Source organism: Methylobacterium sp. CCH5-D2 (genome assembly GCF_001556475.1).
Classification (GTDB): domain Bacteria; phylum Pseudomonadota; class Alphaproteobacteria; order Rhizobiales; family Beijerinckiaceae; genus Methylobacterium; species Methylobacterium hispanicum.
Window position 1 is genome coordinate 1 of record NZ_LSIX01000981.1, and the last position, 22,275, is coordinate 22,275.

Annotated in this window: 18 protein-coding genes; 10 read left to right on the forward strand and 8 right to left on the reverse strand. The window is 72.2% G+C overall.

Features of this window, described 5'->3' with window-relative positions:
* The first annotated feature begins 225 nt into the window (after positions 1 to 225).
* From yajC to AX737_RS26490, 5 genes are all read left to right on the forward strand, one after another.
* A complete protein-coding gene (yajC, locus tag AX737_RS26470; RefSeq protein WP_066926674.1) occupies positions 226 to 558 on the forward strand; it encodes a preprotein translocase subunit YajC in 333 nt (110 codons plus the stop codon).
* 61 nt (positions 559 to 619) lie between these two features.
* On the forward strand, positions 620 to 2,227 hold the full coding sequence (gene secD, locus AX737_RS26475; protein WP_066926676.1) for a protein translocase subunit SecD: 1,608 nt from the start codon (positions 620 to 622) through the stop codon (positions 2,225 to 2,227).
* Between the two features lie 70 nt (positions 2,228 to 2,297).
* Positions 2,298 to 3,245: a protein translocase subunit SecF gene (gene secF / locus AX737_RS26480; RefSeq protein ID WP_066926677.1), complete on the forward strand. Its 948-nt coding sequence runs from the start codon at positions 2,298 to 2,300 to the stop codon at positions 3,243 to 3,245.
* Between the two features lie 4 nt (positions 3,246 to 3,249).
* A complete protein-coding gene (locus AX737_RS26485) occupies positions 3,250 to 3,630 on the forward strand; it encodes an MTH938/NDUFAF3 family protein (protein ID WP_066926679.1) in 381 nt (126 codons plus the stop codon).
* A gap of 8 nt (positions 3,631 to 3,638) precedes the next feature.
* The gene (locus tag AX737_RS26490; protein ID WP_066926685.1) at positions 3,639 to 4,532 is read left to right on the forward strand and encodes a phytoene/squalene synthase family protein; all 894 of its coding nucleotides are present in this window, start codon (positions 3,639 to 3,641) and stop codon (positions 4,530 to 4,532) included.
* A gap of 8 nt (positions 4,533 to 4,540) precedes the next feature.
* Here AX737_RS26490 and AX737_RS26495 read toward each other — a convergent pair whose 3' ends face one another.
* Positions 4,541 to 6,112: an EAL domain-containing protein gene (locus tag AX737_RS26495; RefSeq protein ID WP_066926687.1), complete on the reverse strand. Its 1,572-nt coding sequence runs from the start codon at positions 6,110 to 6,112 to the stop codon at positions 4,541 to 4,543.
* Positions 6,113 to 6,331: 219 nt separating this feature from the next.
* Here AX737_RS26495 and AX737_RS26500 point away from each other — a divergent pair, with 219 nt between their 5' ends.
* From AX737_RS26500 to AX737_RS26510, 3 genes are all read left to right on the forward strand, one after another.
* Complete coding sequence (locus tag AX737_RS26500; RefSeq protein WP_066926689.1) at positions 6,332 to 8,050, forward strand: L-lactate permease; 1,719 nt, start codon at positions 6,332 to 6,334, stop codon at positions 8,048 to 8,050.
* Positions 8,051 to 8,183: 133 nt separating this feature from the next.
* Positions 8,184 to 8,714, forward strand: a complete 531-nt coding sequence (locus AX737_RS26505) for a GNAT family N-acetyltransferase (RefSeq protein WP_066926691.1) — start codon at positions 8,184 to 8,186, stop codon at positions 8,712 to 8,714.
* An 82-nt stretch (positions 8,715 to 8,796) separates the two neighbouring features.
* The gene (locus AX737_RS26510; RefSeq protein ID WP_066926693.1) at positions 8,797 to 9,894 is read left to right on the forward strand and encodes a DUF3616 domain-containing protein; all 1,098 of its coding nucleotides are present in this window, start codon (positions 8,797 to 8,799) and stop codon (positions 9,892 to 9,894) included.
* A gap of 85 nt (positions 9,895 to 9,979) precedes the next feature.
* Here the strand turns inward: AX737_RS26510 and trmFO are convergent, their stop codons facing one another.
* From trmFO to uvrA, 6 genes are all read right to left on the reverse strand, one after another.
* Positions 9,980 to 11,401, reverse strand: coding sequence for a methylenetetrahydrofolate--tRNA-(uracil(54)-C(5))-methyltransferase (FADH(2)-oxidizing) TrmFO (trmFO, locus tag AX737_RS26515; protein ID WP_066926695.1), 1,422 nt, complete (start codon positions 11,399 to 11,401; stop codon positions 9,980 to 9,982).
* A 66-nt stretch (positions 11,402 to 11,467) separates the two neighbouring features.
* The gene (locus tag AX737_RS32615; protein ID WP_082773315.1) at positions 11,468 to 11,614 is read right to left on the reverse strand and encodes a DUF1127 domain-containing protein; all 147 of its coding nucleotides are present in this window, start codon (positions 11,612 to 11,614) and stop codon (positions 11,468 to 11,470) included.
* 297 nt (positions 11,615 to 11,911) lie between these two features.
* Complete coding sequence (locus AX737_RS26520; RefSeq protein WP_066926697.1) at positions 11,912 to 12,232, reverse strand: hypothetical protein; 321 nt, start codon at positions 12,230 to 12,232, stop codon at positions 11,912 to 11,914.
* Between the two features lie 178 nt (positions 12,233 to 12,410).
* Positions 12,411 to 13,382: a S1C family serine protease gene (locus AX737_RS26525; protein WP_066926699.1), complete on the reverse strand. Its 972-nt coding sequence runs from the start codon at positions 13,380 to 13,382 to the stop codon at positions 12,411 to 12,413.
* Between the two features lie 209 nt (positions 13,383 to 13,591).
* Positions 13,592 to 14,581: a transporter gene (locus tag AX737_RS26530; protein WP_066926701.1), complete on the reverse strand. Its 990-nt coding sequence runs from the start codon at positions 14,579 to 14,581 to the stop codon at positions 13,592 to 13,594.
* A 507-nt stretch (positions 14,582 to 15,088) separates the two neighbouring features.
* On the reverse strand, positions 15,089 to 18,229 hold the full coding sequence (gene uvrA / locus AX737_RS26535) for an excinuclease ABC subunit UvrA (protein WP_238230685.1): 3,141 nt from the start codon (positions 18,227 to 18,229) through the stop codon (positions 15,089 to 15,091).
* A 271-nt stretch (positions 18,230 to 18,500) separates the two neighbouring features.
* On the opposite strand from uvrA, the gene AX737_RS33710 reads away from it, so the two are divergent.
* Together AX737_RS33710 and AX737_RS26540 are read left to right on the forward strand one after the other, a co-directional pair.
* Positions 18,501 to 18,782: a hypothetical protein gene (locus AX737_RS33710; RefSeq protein ID WP_156453978.1), complete on the forward strand. Its 282-nt coding sequence runs from the start codon at positions 18,501 to 18,503 to the stop codon at positions 18,780 to 18,782.
* Positions 18,783 to 18,872: 90 nt separating this feature from the next.
* The gene (locus AX737_RS26540) at positions 18,873 to 20,906 is read left to right on the forward strand and encodes a nitrate- and nitrite sensing domain-containing protein (protein ID WP_066926703.1); all 2,034 of its coding nucleotides are present in this window, start codon (positions 18,873 to 18,875) and stop codon (positions 20,904 to 20,906) included.
* A gap of 76 nt (positions 20,907 to 20,982) precedes the next feature.
* Here the strand turns inward: AX737_RS26540 and AX737_RS26545 are convergent.
* Positions 20,983 to 22,275 (reverse strand): HWE histidine kinase domain-containing protein (locus AX737_RS26545; RefSeq protein ID WP_156453979.1); only part of this gene is annotated, 1,293 nt, incomplete at its 5' end.

A 22,275-nucleotide genomic window follows, 5' to 3' on the forward strand; every position in this document is an offset into this window, starting at 1 on the left:
ACCCGGCTTTCTGCGAAAGCAGACCTCTCCCTATGGGAGAGGGGACCCGCGCCTCTTGCGGGAGCCGGGCCGTCGATTGCGATCGATCCCGCGCACCGATCGCCGGAACTGTGGCGGAAGGTCCGCCGAGCGCCGTTGCTTTCGGGTCGGCGGCGGCTATAGTCCGCGCGCTTTTCGAGGGGTCCGGCCCGCGTGCCGGCCCCTGTGTTGTTTCAGGAGACGCGCTTGATCACCCCCGCCTTCGCGCAAGGATCCGCCCCGGCCGGAGGCGCGGAGATCGCCTTGCAGGTGGTCCCGTTCGTCCTCATCTTCGTGATCATGTACTTCCTGATCCTGCGACCCCAGCAGAAGCGGGTCAAGGAGCATCAGGCCCTGGTCAAGAACGTGCGCCGCGACGACACGATCGTGACCACGGGCGGCCTCGTCGGCCGCGTCACCAAGGTGCAGGACGACGCCTCCGAGATCGAGGTCGAGATCGCGCCGAACGTGCGGGTGAAGATCGTCCGGACGATGATCTCCGAGGTCCGCGTCAAGGGCGGCCCGGTCAAGGCCGCCTGACGGCTCTCACGCGCGACGCCCGCCCCCGCGGCGGGCCTGAGAACACAAGAGACGACGGCGGATGTTGCGCTTTTCCCGTTCGAAGATCTTCGCGACGCTCGCCGTCATCCTGGTCGGCCTCAGCCTGGCGGTGCCGAGCTTCTTCCCGGCCGACAGCCGGAAGGCCTTCATGGCCTCGCTGCCGAGCTGGTTCCCGGCCTGGATCGTGCCGAGCCGCGCGATCGTGCTGGGCCTCGACCTGCAGGGCGGCTCGCAGCTCCTGCTCGAGGTCGATCAGAACGAACTCGTCGCCTCGCAGGCCAAGGCCCTGCGCGACGACGTGCGCCGCATCCTGCAGCAGGAGGGCGTGCGGGCCGACGGCGGCATCGGCCTGCAGCCGCGCGGCGTGCAGGTCCGCATCGCGGACGCGGCGGCGCGCGCCAAGGCGATGCCGAAGCTGCGCGAGCTGGCCCAGCCGATCTCCAACGCGCTGGTCGGCCAGACGGGCGCGCGCACCCTCGACATTACCGAGCAGCCGGACGGCCTGATCCGCATGACGCTGACGGACCAGGGCATCACCGACCGCACGCGGCGCGCGGTGAGTCAGGGCATCGAGGTGATCCGCCGCCGCCTCGACTCGACCGGCACCACCGAGCCGTCGATCCAGCAGCAGGGCGCCGACCGCATCCTGATCCAGGTGCCGGGCGAGCAGAACCCGGAGCGGCTGGAGAAGCTCCTCGGCTCGACCGCCAAGCTCGAGTTCCGCATGCTGGCCGACTCGCCCTCGGGCGACGTCGACCTGCTGCCCTCCCGCGACGAGAAGGGCGCCCGCGTCCCCGTCGAGCGACGCATCATGGCCGACGGCGGCGACCTCACCGACGCCCAGCCCTCGTTCGACCAGCAGTCGCGCGAGCCGATGGTCAGCTTCAAGTTCAACCTGAAGGGCGCCCAGCGCTTCGGCCAGGCCACCGCCGAGAACGTCGGCCGCCGCATGGCGATCGTGCTCGACAACGAGGTCGTCTCCGCGCCCGTCATCCGCACGGCGATCACCGGCGGCTCGGGCCAGATCACCGGCAACTTCACGGTGCAGCAGGCCAACGACCTCTCGGTGCTGCTGCGGGCGGGCGCGCTGCCGGCGAAGTTCACGGTCGTCGAGCGCCGCGTGGTCGGCCCCGGCCTCGGCCGCGACTCGATCGAGGCCGGCAAGCTCGCCACCTTCGTGGCGGCGGGCCTCGTCATCGCCTTCATGTTCGCGACCTACGGCACCTTCGGCTTCATCGCGAACATCGCGCTGATCGTCCACGTCGGCCTGATCCTCGGCCTGATGTCGGTGCTCGAGGCGACCATGACGCTGCCCGGCATCGCCGGCATCGTGCTCACCATCGGCACGGCGGTGGATTCCAACGTGCTGATCTACGAGCGCATGCGCGAGGAAGCCCGCGCCGGGCGCTCGCTGATCTCGGCGCTCCAGGCCGGCTTCGACCGGGCGTTCGCCACCATCATCGACTCGAACTCGACCATGGCGATCGCGGCCATCATCCTGTTCTTCCTCGGCTCCGGCCCGGTGAAGGGTTTCGCGGTCGTGTTCATCCTGGGCATCCTCACCACGGTCATCACCGCCGTGACGCTGACCCGGATGATGATCGCGCTCTGGTACAACACCTTCCGGCCCAAGGCCCTGCCGTTCTGAAGACCCTGCCGTTCCGAGCCCGTAACACCAGGGGAGACCGCGAGAAGCCTTCCCGAGCACGAGACCGATCATGCGCCTGCTCCGCCTCTGGCCCGACGAGTCGCACTTCGACTTCATGCGCTTCCGGCGCATCACCTTCCCGCTCTCGGCGATCCTGTCGGTGGCGACCGTGGTGCTGTTCGTGACCGTGGGGCTGAACTTCGGCATCGACTTCAAGGGCGGCACCCTGGTCGAGCTTCAGGCCAAGCCCGGCAAGACGACGGATGTCGGCGCGATCCGCCACACGGCCAACGGCTTCGGCTTCGGCGAGACCGAGGTGCAGGAACTCGGCGGCGAGGGGCAGGTGCTGGTGCGCTTCCCGCTCCAGGCCGGCGAGCAGGGCCAGACCGCGGTCATGAACAAGGCGCACGCCGCCTTCGACGCCGATTACGACTTCCGCCGCACCGAGACGGTGGGCCCGCGCGTCTCGGGCGAGCTGGTCCAGTCCGGCACGCTCGGCGTCGTGCTCTCGGTCGTCGCCGTGCTGCTCTACCTCTGGTTCCGCTTCGAGCGGGAGCTGGCGCTCGGCGCCATCGTGGGCACGCTCCACGACATCGTGCTGACGGTCGGCATCTTCATCATCAGCCGCATCGAGTTCAACATGACCTCGATCGCCGCGATCCTGACCATCGTCGGCTACTCGCTCAACGAGACGGTCGTGGTGTTCGACCGGACCCGCGAGCTGATGCGCCGCTACAAGACGATCCCGACCGTCGAGCTGCTCAACCTCTCGATCAACTCCACCATGTCGCGCACCGTGATGACCTCGATCTCGACGGCCCTGTCGCTGCTGGCGCTGGTGCTGTTCGGCGGCGAGGCGATCAAGGGCTTCGCGGTGGTGATGCTCTGCGGCGTGGTGATCTGCACCTACTCGGCGATCTTCGTCTCGACCCCGGTGCTGATCTATCTCGGCCTGATGCTCTCGGGCGTGAAGCGGGCCTCCGAGAGCCGGGGCGGCGTGCCCCAGGCGGCGGAGTAGCGGTTTGGCGGGTTTCGACGCGGGCTTCCTGCCGGGGCGCTTCCCGATCGACGCCTACGGCAACGGCGGCTTCCGCTTCGCCGACATGTCGCATCGCGGCTCGATCCTCGTCCTGCCCGCCGGCATCCGGGCCTGGGACGTCGCGGACCCGCGTCGGATCGACCGCACGGCGCTCCGCCCGGTCCAGGCCGAGGCTGGGGCGATTGAGCTGCTCCTCGTGGGCACGGGCGCCGACATCGTGCCGCTGCCCCCCGACCTGCGGGTCTGGCTCAAGGACATGGGCGTCGGCCTCGACGTGATGCAGACGGGCGCGGCGGCGCGCACCTACAACATCCTGGCGGGCGAGAACCGCAAGGTCGCCGCCGCCCTGATCGCGGTGGGCTGAGGAACCGGATGGCCGACCGGGTGAGCGAGAACGCGGCGCCTGCGGGTGAGGGGGGAGGCCTCGACTTCGCCCTCCGCCACTGCGAGGCGCTGGTGCGGGCGGGCGACCCGGACCGCTACTTCGCCACGCTCTTCGCTCCGGCCGCGGCGCGGCCCCACCTCTTCGCGCTCTACGCCTTCAGCCTCACGGTCGCCCGCGTGCGCGAGGCCGCCACCAACCCGATGGCCGGGGAGATCCGCCTGCAATGGTGGCGCGACGCGCTCCAGGGCGAGGCGCGCGGCGACGTCCGGGCGAACCCGGTCGCGGCGGCCCTGGAGGACGCGATCGTCGGGCGCCGCCTCGGGCGCCAGCCCTTCGTGGACCTGATCGACGCCCGGGTCTTCGACCTCTACGACGACCCGATGCCGCGCCTGAACGACCTAGAGGGCTATTGCGGCGAGACCGCCTCCAGCCTGTTCCGGATCGCCAGCCTGATCGTGGCGGAGGGCGCCGATCCCGGCGGCGCGACGGCGGCGGGCCATGCGGGCGTCGCCTACGGCATCGTCGGCCTGCTGCGGGCGCTGCCCTGGCACGCCCGCTCGGGCCAGGTCTACCTGCCGGCCGACATCCTGACCCGGCACGGCGTCACCCGCGAGGACATCGTGACGGGACGCGGCGGCCCGGGACTGAAGGGCGCCTGCGCCGACCTGCGGGGGGTGGCGCGGCGCCATCTCGAGGCCGTCCGCGCCCAGCACGCCGCCCTGGCGCCGGCCGCGCGCCTCGCCTTCCTGCCGCTCGCGCTGGCCGAGGACTATCTCGCGGCGATGGAGCGGGTCTCCTACGATCCGCTCAACACACTGGTGGAGATCCCGCGCTGGCGCCGCCTCTGGCGCCTATGGCGGGCCGCCCGGAGCGCGCGGTAGCGGGGCCGTCACGCCACCGCCCTCATCGGCGCGCTCATCCCGTGCGCGTCCGGCGCGGCGAGCAGCGCCGTCATCTCGGCCTTCGGCATCGGCGCGCCGAAGAGGTAGCCCTGGCCGAAGTCGCAGCCCTGGCCCGAGAGCCAGTCGACGCTGGCATCCGTCTCGATGCCCTCTGCCGTGGTGACGAGGCCGAGGCTCGCCGAGAGCTTGATGATCGCGTCGACGAGCTTGGCCCGCTCGTCGCTCATCGTGATCGTGTCGACGTAGGAGCGGTCGATCTTCAGCTTGTCGAACTTCAGCTCGCGCAGGTGGTAGAGGCTGGAATAGCCGGTGCCGAAATCATCGAGCGCGATGCGCACGCCGAGGTTCTGCAGCGAGGTCAGCGTGGTCCGGGCCGCCTCCAGATCCTGCACCAGGGCGCTCTCGGTGATCTCCACCTCCAGGCGCGACGGGGGGAAGCCCGTCTCGGTGAGGATCGCCAGGACGCGCTCGCACAGCCAGCGGTCCTGGAACTGCTGCGGCGAGATGTTGACCGCCAGCAGCAGGTGCGAGGGCCAGTCGCGCGCGTCGAGGCAGGCCTCGCGGAGGAGGCGATAGCTGAGGTCGGCGATCATGCCGGTCTCCTCCGCGATGGCGATGAAGTGGCCGGGCGTGAGCAGGCCGCGGACCGGATGACGCCAGCGCGCCAGCACCTCGACGCCGATGAGCGTCTTCTCCGGCAGCGCCACCACGGGCTGGTAGAACGGCTCGATCTCGCCGCGCTGGATGGCGTCGCGCAGCTCGCTCTCGAGCTGGGCGCGGGCGCGCAGCTCGAGGTCCATCGCGCTCTTGAAGACCCGGTAGGTGCCGCGGCCGTCCTTCTTGCCCTGGTACATGGCGAGGTCGGCCGCGTGCAGCACCGCGTCGGCGTCGGCCATGTCGGGCTCGATCAGCGCGATGCCCACGGTGCCGCCGACCTTCAGGGCGTTCCCGCACCAGAGCACCGGCTCGCCGATCGCCGCGATGATCGCCTGGGCGAGGCGCACGAGCCCGTCGCTGCCCCCGTCGAGCGGGACCAGCACGGCGAACTCGTCGCCGCCGAGCCGCGCCGCGACGCCGCCCGCCGGGATGATCCGGCGCAGGCGCTCGGCCACCGCGCAGAGCACCGCGTTGCCGGCGGCGTGGCCGTAGATGTCGTTGACGGGCTTGAAGCGGTCGAGGTCGAGCAGCAGCACCGCCCGGGTCGGCACGGGGCCTGCGGCCGCGCGCTCCGCTTCGACGGATTCGAGGAAGAGCCGGCGGTTGGCGAGCCCCGTCAGCACGTCGTGCCGGGCGATGGATTCGGCCTCGCGCGCCGCCGCATCGCGCTCGCGCAGGGCCTCGCGCAGCAGGAGCGACTTGCGGACGCTGGCGCCGAACATCGCCAGCCCCATCAGCGCGAACAGCATGAAGAGGTCCGAGACCCCGTGGCGCGTCACGAACGCGTTCAGCTCCTCGAAGACGTGGAACTGCGCGCCGATGATCCAGAGGCAGGCCCCGATCGTCAGCAGGCAGAGCGCTTCGTAGAGCTCGCCTTCCCCCCAGCTGCCGCGTCTCACCATCGCTCGTCTCTCCCGCCCGACCAATGAGACACGGCAGTGGTTTCGTGCGGGCTAAGGCCGGCCCGCGGCGGCCCGCCGAAGGTCCGGATGGTTAGCCGTGGCCTAACGGCCCGTCCGCCCCGGACGCGGGCGAGCGGCCGTTGAGCGGACAGCACGGCTCTGTTAGAGGCCCAGCAACGGGACCGTTCCAAAGCGGCCCGACCGGAGGATACGCGCCCTGTGACGACCTGGAACCAAGTCTACGACCCATTCGGGAATGCATGGCTGTCGACGTTGGCTGCCTCGCTTCCTGTGATTGCGCTGCTCGGCATGATCGCGAGCGGCAAAGTTCAGGCGCACATCGCCGCTGTCCTCTCGCTCATCATCGCCTTTCTGGTGGCGACGGTCCTCTTCACCATGCCGATGGATCTGGCGCTGCGCGCCTCCGTGCTCGGCATGGTCACCGGCTTCTTCCCGATCGGCTGGATCATCCTCAACGTGATCTTCCTCTACCGGCTCACGGTGGAGAAGGGCTGGTTCGCGACCCTGCAGCAATCGGTCGCCGGCATCACGGCGGACCGGCGCATCCAGCTCCTGCTGGTGGCCTTCGCCTTCGGCGCCTTCTTCGAGGGCGCGGGCGGCTTCGGCACCCCGGTGGCGGTGACGGGCGCGATCCTGATCGGCCTCGGCTTCTCGCCGCTGGCGGCATCGGGCCTCTCGCTCATCGCCAACACCGCGCCGGTGGCCTACGGCGCGCTCGGCGCCCCGATCCAGGGGCTGGCCTCGGTCACGGGCTACGACCCCTACGTGCTCGGCGCGATGATCGGCCGGCAGCTGCCCTTCTTCTCGGTGATCGTGCCGTTCTGGCTGATCTGGGTGTTCGCGGGCTTCCGCGGCATGATCAAGATCTGGCCGCCGATCCTGGTCTGCGGCGCCTCCTTCGCGGCCGCGCAGTTCCTGATCTCGAACTACGTCAACCCGTGGATCGTCGATATCGGCGCCTCCCTCGTCTCGATGGGCGCGCTCGTCCTGTTCCTGAAGTTCTGGCAGCCCAAGGAGATCTGGGCCTCGCCGGCACTTCGCGGCAACGACCCGTCGATCGGCTACGGCACGCCCCGCCCCGCCTCGCTCGGCGCCGCGGTGCCCGGCGACCTGCCCAAGGTCGAACTCGGCGGCCGCACCGCGACCTCGCGCGAGATCATGATGGCGTGGGTTCCGTGGATCATCCTCTCGGTCGTCGTCGCGATCTGGGGCACGGGCTGGTTCAAGGGCATCGTCAACCCGCTCTTCACCTGGAAGTACGAGGTGCCGGGCCTGCACAACGTGATCATGAAGGTGCCGCCGGTCGAGGCGCACCCGAAGGCCGAGCCCGCGGTCTTCGCCTTCACCTACATGTCCTACACGGGCACCGGCGTGCTGTTCGCGGCGCTCATCTCCGGCCTGATCATGCGCTTCTCGCCCAAGCGCCTCGTCACCGCCTACATCGAGACGATCTGGGTGCTGCGCTACTCGCTCATCACCATCGCGGCGATGCTGGCGCTCGGCGTGCTCACCCGCTACGCGGGCGTCGATGCCACGCTCGGCCTCGCCTTCGCCGGCACGGGCATCCTCTACCCGTTCTTCGGCACGCTGCTCGGCTGGCTGGGCGTCGCGCTGACGGGCTCGGACACCGCCTCCAACGTGCTCTTCGGCGGCCTGCAGAAGATCACCTCGGAGCAGCTCGGCCTGTCGGGCATCCTGATGGCCTCGGCCAACTCGTCGGGCGGCGTGATGGGCAAGATGATCGACGCCCAGTCGATCGTCGTGGCCTCGACGGCCACCGGCTACTTCGGCCAGGAGGGCAAGATCCTGCGCTTCGTGTTCTGGCACTCGATCGTGCTGGCCTGCCTCGTGGGCGGCCTCGTGATGCTGCAGGCCTACGTGCACCCGTTCAGCGCCATGGTGATCCACCCGAACTGACGCGGCCCGTACGGCTGGGACCGACCGACCCGCCCCGGACCTCCGGGGCGGGTTTTTTCGTGCGCGCTCGGGATTAGGCCTCGACGCGGAACCGTACCTTCCCGACGGTCCGCGGCGCCCCAGTTGCGCCGTGATGTTCCTCCGCCGCATCCGCCGGGACACGCTCGCCGACCTGCCCCGCCTGACGACCGAGCGGCTCGTGATCGCGGGCCTCGTCCCCGGCGACGCGGAGGCGATGCGCCGCCTCACCGACGACCCGGCGATCACCGGCGCCGTCGATTTCCTGCCCGATCCGTTCACGCTGGAGGACGCGCACGCCATGATCGCCAGCGGGCGACGCGGCCGCGACCGGTTCCTCGGGGCCTGGGCGCGGGCCGACCGCGCCCTCGTCGGCGTCGTGGGCGCGCATCTCAGGGGCGAGGGTGCGGTCGAGATCGGCTACTGGATCGGCGGCGCCGCGCGCGGGCGCGGCTTCGGCGCCGAGGCGGTGTCCGGCATCCTCGGCCTCCTCAAGGGCCGGTTCCCCCATCGCACGATCGTGGCGGAGTGCCGCCCGGCCAACACGGCCTCCTGGGGCCTGCTCACCAAGCTCGGCTTCCGCGACACCGGCGACGACGGCCACCGGCCGGGCCGGCGCGTGATGGTCTGGGGACAGGCAGCCTGAGGCGGGCAACGCGCCGGCCACGCTTCTTCGCGCGGCGTCCATCGTCTAGGGTATCGCCTCCCTCGATCCCCGATCACGCTCCATGACTGCCCGACCGACCCTCCGGCCCGGCCCCGCGGCCGTGCTCCTCGCAGCCCTGCTCGCGGCACCCGCGAGCCCGCCAGCCCGCGCGGCGGGCACCGAGCCCTGGCGGGTCTCGGGCAAGCTCTACGGCGAGCCGGACAGGCAGCGCCCGGAGGACGCCGCCGCGAGCGCCAAGGCCGACGACGTCAGCGGGATCGCCTGCGCGACCGATGCGGGCTTCCCGCGCGTCTGCCTCGTGGCGGACGACGAGTCCCAGGGCGCGCAGATCGTGGTCCTGCACGAGGGGGCCATGCGGGCCGGCAGCTTCATCCGGCTCACCGACGCCGCCCACGAGGGCGAGCCGCTCGAACTGGACGCGGAGGGCGTCGCCTACGCCGACGGCGCCTTCTACGTGATCGGCTCGCACGGCCGCCCGCGGCACGCCGCCGGCAAGCCCGAGGCCGGCACGGTGGCGCGGGCCGAGGCGACGCGGCAGCTGTTCCGGATCCGCTTCGACCCGGGCGCGGTCGATCGCGAGACCGGCGTGCTCACGGGCGCGCCCGAGATCGCCGCCACGCGGGCTCTGGCGCGGCTGATCGGGGACGAACCTCTGCTGAGGCCCTTCCACGACCGGCCGCTCGAGGAGGGCGGGGTGACGGTCGAGGGCGTGGCGGTGCGGGACGGCCGGCTCCATGTCGGCTTCCGCGGCCCCGTCCTCCGGGACGGCGACGCCGTGATCCTCTCGGTGCCGCTGGAGGGGCTGTTCGAGGGCGAGGCGGGCGCCGCGGCGGTCAGCCGGCTGGCGCTCGGGCGCGACAGCGAGGGCCGGGCGCGGGGCGTGCGCGACCTCGCCGCCGTGCCGGAGGGCTTCCTGATCCTGGCCGGCCCGATGCTCGACCCGAAGGGCGACGGCGTGGAGGCCGGCGACTACGCGATCTTCCGCTGGAACGGTGCGGATGCCCCCGTCCAGGCGCTCGCCCTCGACGGCTACGGCAGGAAGGTCAAGCCCGAGGCGCTCCTGCCGCTGGAGCGGACGCAGGACCGCCTGCGCGCCCTGGTGCTGTTCGACGGGCCGAAGGAGGGCGCGCCGCGGACGGTCGAGATCCCGCTGCGCTGACCGGCTCCGGGACCCGGCTGCGAGAGCCCGGTCCGGGGTGCTTCGATCCTCAGGGATCCCGGGCGCCCGCGAGGCCGCCGCGGCCCTACTCCGCCGCCGCGCGCGGCGCGTCCCCGCCGATCCACGCCGCGAGGTCGGCCCGCGCCCGGTCGGTCAGCGCGCGCTTCTTCAGCGCCGCCTTCTCGGGGCCGCGCAGGCGCCGGCCGGTCTCGTTGCGGGGCATCCGGTCGAGCGGGGGGAACAGGCCGAAATTGACGTTCATCGGCTGGAAGGAGCGGGGCGCGCCCTCGTCGGTTGCCTCCACGTGCCCGCCCGTGATGTGGGCGATCAGCGCGCCCAGCGCCGTCGTCTGCGGCAGGGGCGCCAGCGGACGGCCCTCGGCCTCGGCCACCGCGAAGCGCCCCGCCATCAACCCGACCGCGGCGCTCTCCACGTAGCCCTCGCAGCCGGTGATCTGGCCGGCGAAGCGCAAGGCGGGCCGCGCCCTCAGCCGGAGCGTGGCGTCGAGCAACCGCGGGCTGTCGAGGTAGGTGTTGCGGTGGAGACCCCCGAGGCGGGCGAACTCCGCGTTCTCCAGGCCGGGAATCGTGCGGAAGATCCGCACCTGCTCGGCGTGGCGCAGCTTCGTCTGGAAGCCGACCATGTTGTAGAGCGTGCCGAGCGCGTTGTCCTGGCGCAGCTGGACGATCGCGCAGGCCTTCACGGTGGGATTGTGCGGGTTGGTCAGGCCGACGGGCTTCATCGGACCGTGCCGCAGGGTCTCCGGGCCGCGCTCGGCCATCACCTCGATCGGCAGGCAGCCGTCGAAATAGGGGGTCGAGGCCTCCCACTCCTTGAACCCGGTCTTCTCACCGGCGATCAGCGCCGCGATGAAGGCGTCGTACTGCTCCCGGTCGAGCGGGCAGTTGATGTAGTCGGCCCCCGTGCCGCCCGGACCCGCCTTGTCGTAGCGGGACTGGAACCAGGCCTTGCCCATGTCGATCGAGTCGCGATGCACGATCGGCGCGATGGCGTCGAAGAAGGCGAGCGATTCCGCGCCGGTCAGCCCACGGATCGCCTCGGCGAGGCCGGGCGCGGTGAGCGGTCCGGTCGCCACGATGGTCGGGCCCCAGCTCTCGGGCGGCAGGTCGTCGATCGCCTCCCGGCGGATCTCGACGTTGGGATGGGCGCCGAGCGCGGCGGTCACCGCCTCCGAGAACCCGTCGCGATCGACCGCGAGCGCGCCGCCGGCCGGCACCTGATGCGCGTCGCCGGCCCGCATGATCAGCGAGCCGAGGGTGCGCATCTCCTGGTGCAGCAGGCCGACGGCGTTGCCGTTGGGGTCGTCGGAGCGGAAGGAGTTCGAGCAGACGAGCTCGGCCAGACCTTCGGTCTGGTGCGCCTCGGTGCGGCGGAGCGGCCGCATCTCGTGGATCACGGCGCGGTGGCCGGCTTCGGCGATCTGCCAGGCGGCCTCGGAGCCCGCGAGCCCGCCGCCGACGATGTGGATGGTGCTTGCCTCGGTCATGCGCCGGCATACCGGAGGCGGGGGGCCCCGATCAACGGGGCCGCCCGGAACGGACGCGCGACGTCCTCAGTGGCGGACGAGGCCGCGGATCTCGTAGCGGCTGATGCCGAGGTCGGCGAGCTCGCGGTCGGTGAGGCGGGAGAGCTGCGTGACGGTGTCCCGGTAGCGCAGGTAGGCGCGGACACGGTTCAGAACGCTGCGGGCGGCGGCCATGGAATAACGAACCCTTGCTTGCGGCCGCACCGCCCACCGCTTGGGCAGCGCCGCCTGTGTTTGATGCAGCGCATATATGGCCTGCCGCATCGCAGCAGGAGGCGGCCCGGACGAGCGGCTGATATGCAGCAAGAGCATGTTCCGCTTAAGGTTTCGGCAAGCCTGCCGGGTGCGCGCGGGAAGGGCACGCGATCGGCCTCGGCGCGCGGGAGGACCTGCCGCGCGGGCAGGCTTGCAAAAGAAAAAGGCACCCCGCGATGCGGGGTGCCGTCCGGGTCGGGCCGAGGCGGGCGGGGGCTACCAGCGCGGGCCGTAGAAGCCGTAGGGCCGGTACGGACGCGGATACGGACGGCCGTAGGGACCCCAGCCGATCGGGCGGCGCTCGTAGGCGCGCGGGCCCCAGTAGGGGCGGGGGCCCCAGTTCGGCCGGCAGACGCCCCAGGGATTCGGATGGAAACCGGGGCCGCAGCCGCCCGCGACCGTCTGGACCGTCGCCTCGCCGGCGAGCGGGGCCGGAGCGAGCGGCGCGGCGTTGGCCGAGCCGGCGAAGCCGAGGCCACCGGCGACGAGGGCGGCCAGAACGAGCGTGCGCCCGCGGGGCGCGTTCACATGCGTCATGACGGATCTCTCCTTCATGTCCGGGCCCGAAAGCGCCGGACGGGCGCGCACGAAACTGCACCCGGCCGGATGAACCGACGCTGATGGACGGATCCAGCATTCCGTCAGCAAGCGGTCCGCCGGACGCCCGGCGCCGGGGTCCCGACGACGGCGCGGCCTGCCAAGCGGGCCCGTGCGCTCAGTGCATCGGCGGGCTGATCAGGAAGCGCTCGCGGTCGCTCGAGACCAGGGTGAGCTTGTGCACGCGTCCGTCGCGCCGCACCGTCAGCGGAACCCGTACGCCGGCCTCGCCCAGCGCCCAGACGCTGCGGAAGAGCCCCGCAAGGTCTCCGACCGGCTCGCCCGCCACGGCCTCGATCAGGTCGCCGACACGCAGGTCGGCGCTCTCCGCCGGACCGTGGTCGGCGAGACCCATCACCACGATGCCCTCCTCGCTCTCCGTCGCGTAGAGGCCGAGCCAGGGCCGCAGCGGCCGGTTCGGCCGGCCGCGCGCGACGAGGTCGTCGAGGATCGGCGGCAGAAACTCGATCGGCACCACCATGTTGATGGCCCGGGCGCTGCCGCCACCCTGCTGCAGCTGCAGGGAGCCGATGCCCAGGAGGTCGCCCGCGGGACCGATCAGTGCGGTGCCGCCCCAGTGCGGGTGCGAGGGCGCGGTGAACAGGGCCTCGTCGAGCACGTATTCCCAGTAGCCGGCGAACTCCTGGCGGGCGACGAGCTCGACCGAGACCGCGCGGGTGCGCCCGCCGGCGCCGGCCAGCACGGCGCGATCCCCGACCTTCAGCGTGCGCGAGTCGCCGAGCGGCAGCACCGGCACGTCGAGCCGCCCGAGCGCCTGGACGAGCCCGAAGCCCGTGGCGGCGTCGAAGCCCATCACGTGGCCCGGCACGGAGCGGCCGTCATGGGTGGTCAGCCACACGCTCTCGGCCTCGGTGACGAGGTAGCCGATGGTCAGGACGAGGCCGTCCTCGCGGATCGCCACGCCGTTGCCGGCCCGCTCGGTGCCCAGCACCTCCGCGGTGAAGGCGGCCTCGGGCACGCGCGTCGAGAGCGCCACCACGGCCGAGACCGCCCGCTCCAGGTCGTAGCGGCAGTCGGCGGCCTTCGGTTGGACGGATGCCGGGATCTTCCACTCGCCCTGGCTGCTCATGCCGCTCACCCGCCGCTCGCGTCTCCGGCCCTGCCGGGACGGCCCCGGCCCGGGGATCCGCGCTGAGATAGGACGCCGCCGCGCCGCCGACAGCCGGTTCGTTCGAATGGATGCGGCACCGGACGAGAAATGAGAAAGCCGCCCGGCATGGACCGGGCGGCTCCTCCGAAGGGTGCGGGCCGGGCGTCCGAGGACGCCCGATCCGATGATCAGTACTTGCGCACCAGCGGGGCCGGGGCGATCGGGGCCGCAGGCGCCGCCGCCGTGTAGAGCGGGGCGATGATGCGGAACCAGCCGTCGGTCGAGTAGTTGTCGCGGGTCCGGCCGAGGGCGTCCGTGTAGCGGGCGCCGGTGGCGACGTCGCGAGCGACGTAGAGCTGGGCGGTGAAGGGCCCGAAATCGTAGCCGATGAGGCCGCCGAGGGCGAACCGGCCGCGGTTGCCGGCAGCGGCCGACAGCGGGCCGATGTCGAAGTTGAACGTGCCGTAGCCGACGGCGCCGAACTCGAACTTGCCGAACTTCTTCGTCGCCGTGAGGTCGATGTTCAGCGAGTCGGAGAGGTTGATCGGGCCGATGGCGGCGCCGACCAGGCCGGGGAAGCGGCCGGGCGAGTCGTAGATGTTGGCGGTCAGGTTGGCGGTGATGTTCCAGCCGTCACCCGTGTAGCTGCCGGCGACGCCGAAGCGGTAGGTGTTCGACGAGAGCTGGGGCAGGACCGGGGTGCAGCCGGCGGTGAGCGCGCCGGGGGTGCAGAGCGAGCCGCGGTCGCCGTTCAGGTCGTTCAGGTACGCGCCGCCGAGGAGGCTGGCGCCGAAGTTGCCGCCGAGGTCGAACGCCCAGATACCGCCGACGAAGGTGCCGACGTTGATCGAGATGTCGCGGTTCGGCACGCCGGCGCGGTTGCGGGTGAAGGCGAACACGGTCGGGGGCGCGACGAGCAGCTCGATGCGGCCGCCGAGCGGAACCAGCGGGGTCGACCAGACCAGCACCGGGATGTTCACGGCCGTGTCGGGCGAGAACGGCGCGTCGGTGCGGCGGTAGGTGAAGGTGTTCAGGGCATAGATGCCCTCCGGCAGCGGAGCGCCGGTCGCGAGGCCGACCTGCTCGCCGGGCACCGTGGTGGTCTGCGCGAGCGCCGGCGTCGCCGTCGCCGCGGCCGTGAGCGCGAAGGCGCCGGCTGCGAGCCACTTCTTCATCATGTTATCGTTCCTTCCCAAGGATCCCTGGCCTTCCGTCCCGTAGCCCCAGCACTTCGGTTCCGGTTCGCTGCCGTGCAGCCCCCGAGTCGCCCGGTACCGGGTGCCCCCTTACGGCGCCACCCCAAGTCTCAACGATTGGGACTATTCTACACGGCGTTGCAGAAGGACAGTGGAATGCCTGCCCTTCGGGCAGAAGCCCCAGCAGCGTTGCGCAAAAGCCGCATTCCTGCTGCGGCGCGGCAAGACCTGTTCTTGCCTGATCTGACCCGTGCGATGCGGGTCACCCGGCAAAATATCTCAGAACGGTCAAGCTGTTGGGCGGACCTGCCCCCCCGGGAGAATCCGGCAACCGCACCGTGGCCGATCGCCCGCCGGCAGGCCGCGGCCGCGGGCGGGACTGCCCGCGCGCCGGGCGGCCGACGACCCCGCGATGGGCAATCCGGGGCCCGTCATCCCGAATCGGGTGCGTTCCGTGCCGGAATCGGTCCCGTCCGTCCCGCCCCGGCGCTACTCGGCGGCGTCGCGGCGCGCGGCGAGGGGTCGGCGCGCCAGCACCTCGCGCAGGAAGCGGCCGGTGTGGCTCGCGGTCGAGCGGGCGATCTGCTCGGGCGTGCCCTGCGCCACCACCATGCCGCCGCCGCTGCCGCCCTCCGGGCCCATGTCGATCACCCAGTCGGCGGTCTTGATGACTTCGAGGTTGTGCTCGATCACCACGACGGTGTTGCCCTGATCGACGAGTTCGTGGAGCACCTCCATGAGCTTGGCGACGTCGTGGAAGTGCAGACCGGTGGTCGGCTCGTCGAGGATGTAGAGGGTCCGGCCGGTGGCGCGCTTCGAGAGCTCCTTCGAGAGCTTCACCCGCTGCGCCTCGCCGCCCGACAGGGTCGTCGCCTGCTGGCCGACCCGGACGTAGTGCAGGCCGACGCGCTTCAGGGTCTCCATCTTGTCGCGGATCGCGGGCACCGCCTTGAACAGCTCGGCCGCCTCCTCGACGGTCATGTCGAGCACGTCGGAGATCGAGCGCTCGCGGTACTTCACCTCCAACGTCTCGCGGTCGTAGCGCCGGCCCTTGCAGACGTCGCAGGTGACGTAGACGTCGGGCAGGAAGTGCATCTCGATCTTGATGACGCCGTCGCCCGAGCAGGCCTCGCAGCGCCCGCCCTTCACGTTGAACGAGAAGCGCCCCGCCTGGTAGCCGCGGGCCTTGGCCTCGGGCAGGCCCGCGAACCAGTCGCGGATCGGCGTGAAGGCGCCGATATAGGTGGCCGGGTTCGAGCGCGGCGTGCGCCCGATCGGCGACTGGTCGATGTCGATGACCTTGTCGAGGTGCTCCAGCCCTTCGAGCCGCCCGTAGGGCGCCGGGTGCTCCAGGGCGCCGTTGAGCTTCTTGGCCACCGCCTTGTAGAGCGTGTCGATGATGAGGGTCGACTTGCCGCCGCCCGACACGCCCGTGATGCAGGTGAAGGTGCCGAGCGGGATCTCGACATCGACGTCGCGCAGGTTGTTGCCGCGGGCGCCGTAGAGGGCGAGCTTGCCCTTGCGGCCCTTCCGGCGCGAGGTGGGCGTGCGGACCGAGAGCGCGCCCGTCAGGTACTTGGCGGTGAGCGAATCGGGGTTGGCCAGCACCGCCTCGGGCGTGCCCTGCGCGATGATCCGGCCCCCGTGGATGCCCGCGCCCGGCCCCACGTCGACCACGTAGTCGGCCTGCAGGATCGCGTCCTCGTCGTGCTCGACCACGATCACCGAGTTGCCGAGGTCGCGCAGGCGCTTCAGCGTGCCGAGGAGGCGCTCGTTGTCGCGCTGGTGCAGGCCGATCGAGGGCTCGTCCAGCACGTAGAGCACGCCCGTGAGGCCCGAGCCGATCTGCGAGGCGAGCCGGATGCGCTGGCTCTCGCCGCCCGAGAGCGAGCCCGAGCCGCGGGCGAGCGTCAGGTATTCCAGGCCGACATCGACCAGGAAGGTCAGGCGGTCGCGGATCTCCTTCAGGATGCGGACCGCGATCTCGTTCTGCTTGGGCGTGAGCCTGTCAGGGAGCTCGGAGAACCAGCGATGCGCGTCCGAGACCGAGAGGGCGGTCACCTCGGCCACGTCCCGCATGTCGATCTTCACCGCGAGCGCCTCGGGCTTCAGCCGCTTGCCCGCGCAGGCGGCGCAGGGCGTCTCGCTCATGAAGCGGCCGATCTCCTCGCGGGTGGCGTCGCTGTCGGTCTCCTTGTAGCGGCGCTCGAGGTTCGGGATCACGCCCTCGAACGGCTTCGAGACGCCGTAGGCGCGCATGCCGTCGTCGTAGGCGAAGCGCACCGCCTGCTCGCCCGTGCCGTAGAGGACCACCGCGCGGGCGGAGGCCGGCAGCGCGTCCCAGGCCACCGTCGTCTTGAAGCCGAAATGCTTGGCGAGCGCGTCCAGCGTCTGGCCGTAATAGGGCGAGGTGGACTTCGCCCAGGGGGCGACCGCGCCGCGCTTCAGGCTCAGGGCCCCGTCGCCGATCACCAGCTCGGGGTCGATGCGCATCTCGTGCCCGATGCCGCCGCAGGTCGGGCAGGCGCCGAAGGGGTTGTTGAACGAGAACAATCGCGGCTCGATCTCGGGGATCGTGAAGCCGGAGACCGGGCAGGCGAAGCGCGACGAGAAGGTGATCTTCTGAGGAATCTCGCCCTCCGGCGCGTCCGCGAACTCGATGTCGGCGATGCCGTCGGCGAGTTCCAGCGCCGTCTCGAAGGACTCGGCCAACCGGGAGCCGATGTCGTCGCGCACCACGATCCGGTCCACCACCACGTCGATGTCGTGCTTGAGCTTCTTGTCGAGCTTGGGCACGTCGTCGATGGCGTAGTACTCGCCGTCGATGCGCAGGCGCTGGAAGCCCTTCTTCTGGTACTCGGCGATCTCCTTGCGGTACTCGCCCTTGCGCCCGCGCACCACCGGGGCGAGCAGGTAGAGCCGCGTCTTCTCCGGCAGCGCCAGGACGCGATCGACCATCTGGCTGACCGTCTGGCTCTCGATCGGCAGGCCGGTGGCCGGCGAGTAGGGGATGCCGACCCGCGCCCAGAGCAGGCGCATGTAGTCGTAGATCTCCGTGACGGTGCCGACCGTCGAGCGCGGGTTCTTCGAAGTGGTCTTCTGCTCGATGGAGATGGCCGGCGAGAGCCCGTCGATCTGATCGACGTCGGGCTTGGCCATCATCTCGAGGAACTGGCGCGCGTAGGCCGAGAGCGACTCGACGTAGCGGCGCTGACCCTCGGCGTAGATCGTGTCGAAGGCCAGCGACGACTTGCCCGAGCCCGACAGGCCGGTGAAGACCACGAGCTTGTCCCGCGGGATCGTCAGATCGACGTTCTTGAGATTGTGCTCGCGCGCGCCGCGCACGGAGATCACGCGCTGGTCGCGGGCCGCCTGGGCGCCGTCGAAGAGCCGGTCGAACCGGCTCTCGGCCTGCGCCGCGGCGGAGGCGCCGCCGGACGCCCGCACCTTCGCGGGCGCCGCCCTGTCCGCCTCGGCCGCGTTCACCGGGGCCTTCTTCACCACGGTCTTCTTCACCACCGTCTTCTTCGGATCGGTCTTACTGGCCGCCCCGCCGCCCGCTCCCCGGGTCACCTTGCCGGCGCCGGTCTTGCCGGCCGTGTTCTTCGCGGCGACGTTGGCTTTGGCCATGGGCGGGCAGTCTTTCGGAGCGTCTTCGTGCAGCGGTAACGGGCGAGGCGGCGGAACGGTCCGCACCGCTCATGTCGGACGCGCCGCGCCCTGGACAAGACGGGGCGATGCAAGACCTTCACCCGGATCCGAGAGGCCTGCTTAGAACGAAAAGAGTACAGCCACAATCCCGCGGTCGGGTCGGCCGATCGACGCGGAACACCCGGGCGCTCGCGGCCAAGGGGTCGGTCGGTCGGTCGGTCGATCGGCGAGACCGGCATCGACGAGCAGCGTGGCGGCCGTCTCCGGACGCGCGGCGGCAATCGCGCCGATAGCGAACCGGCCCGTCTGCGCGCCCGATGCCGCCGGCCGTTCCCCGCAAGTCCTCTCCGCGCGCGAAGCCCCGGCGATCATGATGATCGGCATCCGGCACCGACGGCACCGGATCATGCGCGCCGGATCCAGAGCAATCGGCGACCGGCGCAATGCATCGGGCGGCCGCATCGCTGCCGAACGTCGGTCCTTTAGCCTCGCGGGGGCAAGATCTGTCTACGAATTACGCATCATGCACTGAAGTTGGGCAGATCCGCCGAAGGCAACTCTTTTTTCAGACGCCCCATCACAACACTGCGAACAGGACGAACGAGAACAAGACGGGCGAGTCATGATCGGGGGTTTTCTGGCATCCTTGCGCGGACGCATCGTCGCCGTGGCACTGGCGCCCTGCCTCGCCTTCGGGGCGGTGACGGCGATCACGGTCGGCGAGCGCGCCGCGCAGCGGACCGAGATGGCCCGTGTGGCCGACCTCACGGGGCTCGCCACGCGCATCAGCGCCTTCGTGCACGAGGCCCAGCGGGAGCGGGGCGCCTCGAGCCTGTTCGTCGGCTCGAAGGGGACCCAGTTCGGGGCCGAACTCGCGGCCCAGCGCGCGCGCACGGACGCGGCCCTGCGCGGCCTCGCCGAGGCGGCGGCCGATCCGGCGCTCGCGGGGCGGGGCGCGGGCTTCGCCCGGGCGCTCGGCGGGCTCGCGGACCAGCGGCGCAGCATCGACGGCCTCGGGCTCACTCCGCCGCAGGCCGCAGCCTACTACACCGGCGTGATCGGCGAGGGTCTCGCCATCGTGCGGGGGATGTCGGGCCTCGTGAGCGAGGCGGACATCGCCGGCCGGGCGGCGACCTACGCGGCCTTCCTCACCCTCAAGGAGAATGCCGGCCAGGAGCGGGCGGCGGCCTCCGCCGCCTTCGCGGCGGGCCGGCTGGACCAGGCGGGCCTCGTGCGTCTCGCAGCCCTCGCGGCGGGGCAGGCGGGCGCCGAAGCGCAGTTCCGGGCCGGCGCCGGCCCCGAGCAGGCCGGCCTCCTCGACGCCGCCGAGGCGAGCGAGCCGGCGCGCGAGGTCGCGCGCCTGCGCCGGCTCGCCCTCGACACGGCGCCCGGCGAGGCGCTGGCCTTCCGGGACGCGCCACTCTGGTTCCGCCTCGCCACGCAGCGGATCGACGGCCTGAAGGGCGTCGAGGACCGACTGAGCGCCGATCTCGTGGAGACGGCGGCCGCGATCCAGGCCGGTGCCGACCGGGCGCTCGCGCTGTGGCTCGCGGCGGGGCTTGCCATCTTCGGGCTCTCGGCGGGCCTCGCGTTCGGCCTCGGCAGCGCCATCGCCCGCCCGCTGACCCGCATGGCCGACGTGCTCGGTGCGATCGGGCGCGGCGAGACGGACGTGGCGATCCCGCAGCGCGGCCCGCGCGAGGTCCGCGCCCTGTCGCGGGCCGCGGCGGCGTTCCAGGCGAGCGTCGCCGAGGGCCGGGCCCACCGCGCGGCGCGGGAGCGGTCCGCGGCCGAGACCGCGGCGGCCCAGCGACGCGCCGTGCTCGACCTCGCGGACGGCTTCGAGACGCAGGTCGGCGGCATCGTCGAGGCGGTCTCGGAGGCGGCCGGGCAGCTCCAGGACGCCGCGACCGCGATGGCGCGGGCCGCGCAGGAGACCACCGCGCTCAGCAGCGAGGTGGCCGGCGCCTCGCACGAGGCGGCGCTCTCCGCCGACACGGTCGCGGCGGCGACCGAGGAGCTGTCGGCCTCGGTGCGCGAGATCGCCCAGCAGGCCGCGACCTCCGCCGGCCTCTCGGCGGCGGCCGAGCGCGACGCCGCGGAGATGGCGGGCGAGGTCCGGCGCCTCGCGACCGCCGCGGGCAGCATCGGCCAGATCGTCGGGCTGATCTCGGAGATCGCCGACCAGACGAACCTGCTGGCGCTCAACGCCACGATCGAGGCGGCGCGGGCGGGCGAGGCGGGCCGCGGCTTCGCGGTGGTCGCGGCGGAGGTGAAGAACCTCGCGGGCCAGACCGCGCGGGCGACCGCCGAGATCGGCGCCAAGGTCTCGGAGATCACCAGCTCCACGGATGCGTCGGTCACGGCGATCGGCGGCATCAACGGCGCGATCCAGCGCCTGTCGCGGATCGGCGGCGACATCGCCGCCGCGGTCGAGCAGCAGGGCGCGGCGACCGTCGAGATCGCCCGCACCACCGCGCAGGCCTCGCAGGGCAGCCGCGCGGTCTCCGGCCACATCGCCGGCGTCAGCGAGACCGCGGCCACCGCGAGCGCCGGCTCGGCCCAGGTGCTGGCCGCCTCCGGCGACCTCGCCCGGCAGGCGGGCGCGCTGCGGGCGGCGGTCGGCGGGTTCCTGGCCACCGTGCGGGCGGCGTGAACCGCCGCCCGGGGATGCGGTTCCCAGAGACCTCGCATGCCCCTCCACCCGTGGACCCCGCCCCCCGGCGATCCCGCTACTCGGCCGCCTGGAATCCGCTGAGCGGCGCGGCGACGCGGCAGGTCAGACCCTCGGGCGCGTAGTCGAGGCTCACCGCGCCGCCCACCGCGCCCGCGAGGCCCCGCTCGATCAGGCGCGAGCCGAAGCCGCGATGCGCGGGCGCGGTCACGGGCGGCCCGCCCCGCTCGCTCCAGGCGAGGTGGACGGTCGCGTCCGCGCCGTCCGGCACGACGCTCCAGGCGACCGTGACGCGCCCGCCGGGCAGCGACAGGGCACCGTACTTCGCCGCGTTGGTGGCGAGTTCGTGGATCATCAGGGCGAGCGACAGGGCGACCCGCGGGCCCACCGCCACCGGGGGCCCGCCGAGCGCGAACCGGCCGGGCTGGCCGTCGTCGTGGAGCGCCAGCGCGCCCGCGATCACCGCCTCCATCCCGGCGCCCTCGGTATCGCCGGTCAGCAGGATGTCGTGCGCGGTGCCCAGCGCCACGAGCCTCGCGGCCAGCGCCTCCTTGGCGACGTCCAGATCCTGCGCGCCGCGCAGGGTCTGGGAGACGATGGCCTGCACCATCGCCAGCGTGTTCTTGAGCCGGTGGCTGAGCTCGCGGTTGCGCAGGGATTGCTGGTCCTCGGCCTGCATCCGGCCGAGGCCGTCGCGGACGCGCTCGGCGACCTCGCGCACGAAGTCCACCTCGTCGGGCGTCCAGGTGCGGGGCGCCGATTCGTGGAGGGCGAGCACGCTGACGACGCGCCCGTGCGCCCCCACCGGCACCAGCAGGACCGCGCGGGTGCCGAGCGCCGCGAAGGCCTCCGCGTCCGCGGCGACCCGCGGGTCGAGCGCGATGTCGGCGACCGCCAGGCGCGCGCCCGCGCGCAGCAGGGCGACGGCGGCCGGGCAGGGGAGGCCCGCTCCGGGCTCGGCGGGCGCCGGTTCCTCCGGGCGGTGCCACAGGGCCTCGGCCGGGGCGAGGCCGCGGGCCCCGTCGAGGCCGCAATGCCCGGCCCAGCGGACCCGAAGGGTCCGGCCGACCACCGCCACCGCCGCCGCCAGGACCGCCTCGCGGCCGCGCGCCTCGCGCAGGGCGTCGCCGATCTCGACGAGCGCCTGCCGCCGCGCCGCGCCGAGCCGCTCCTGCGTGATGTCCTCGATCATCGCCGTGGTGAGGATGTCGTCGCCGAGCACCTGCGAGACGAGGTTGACCCGCGCCCAGATGATCCGCCCGTCCGCCCGCCGATAGCGCTTCTCGAGAACCTCCTGCAGGATCTCGCCCGCGACGGGCTGCACCGCCGCCTCGCCGCGGGCGAGATCCTG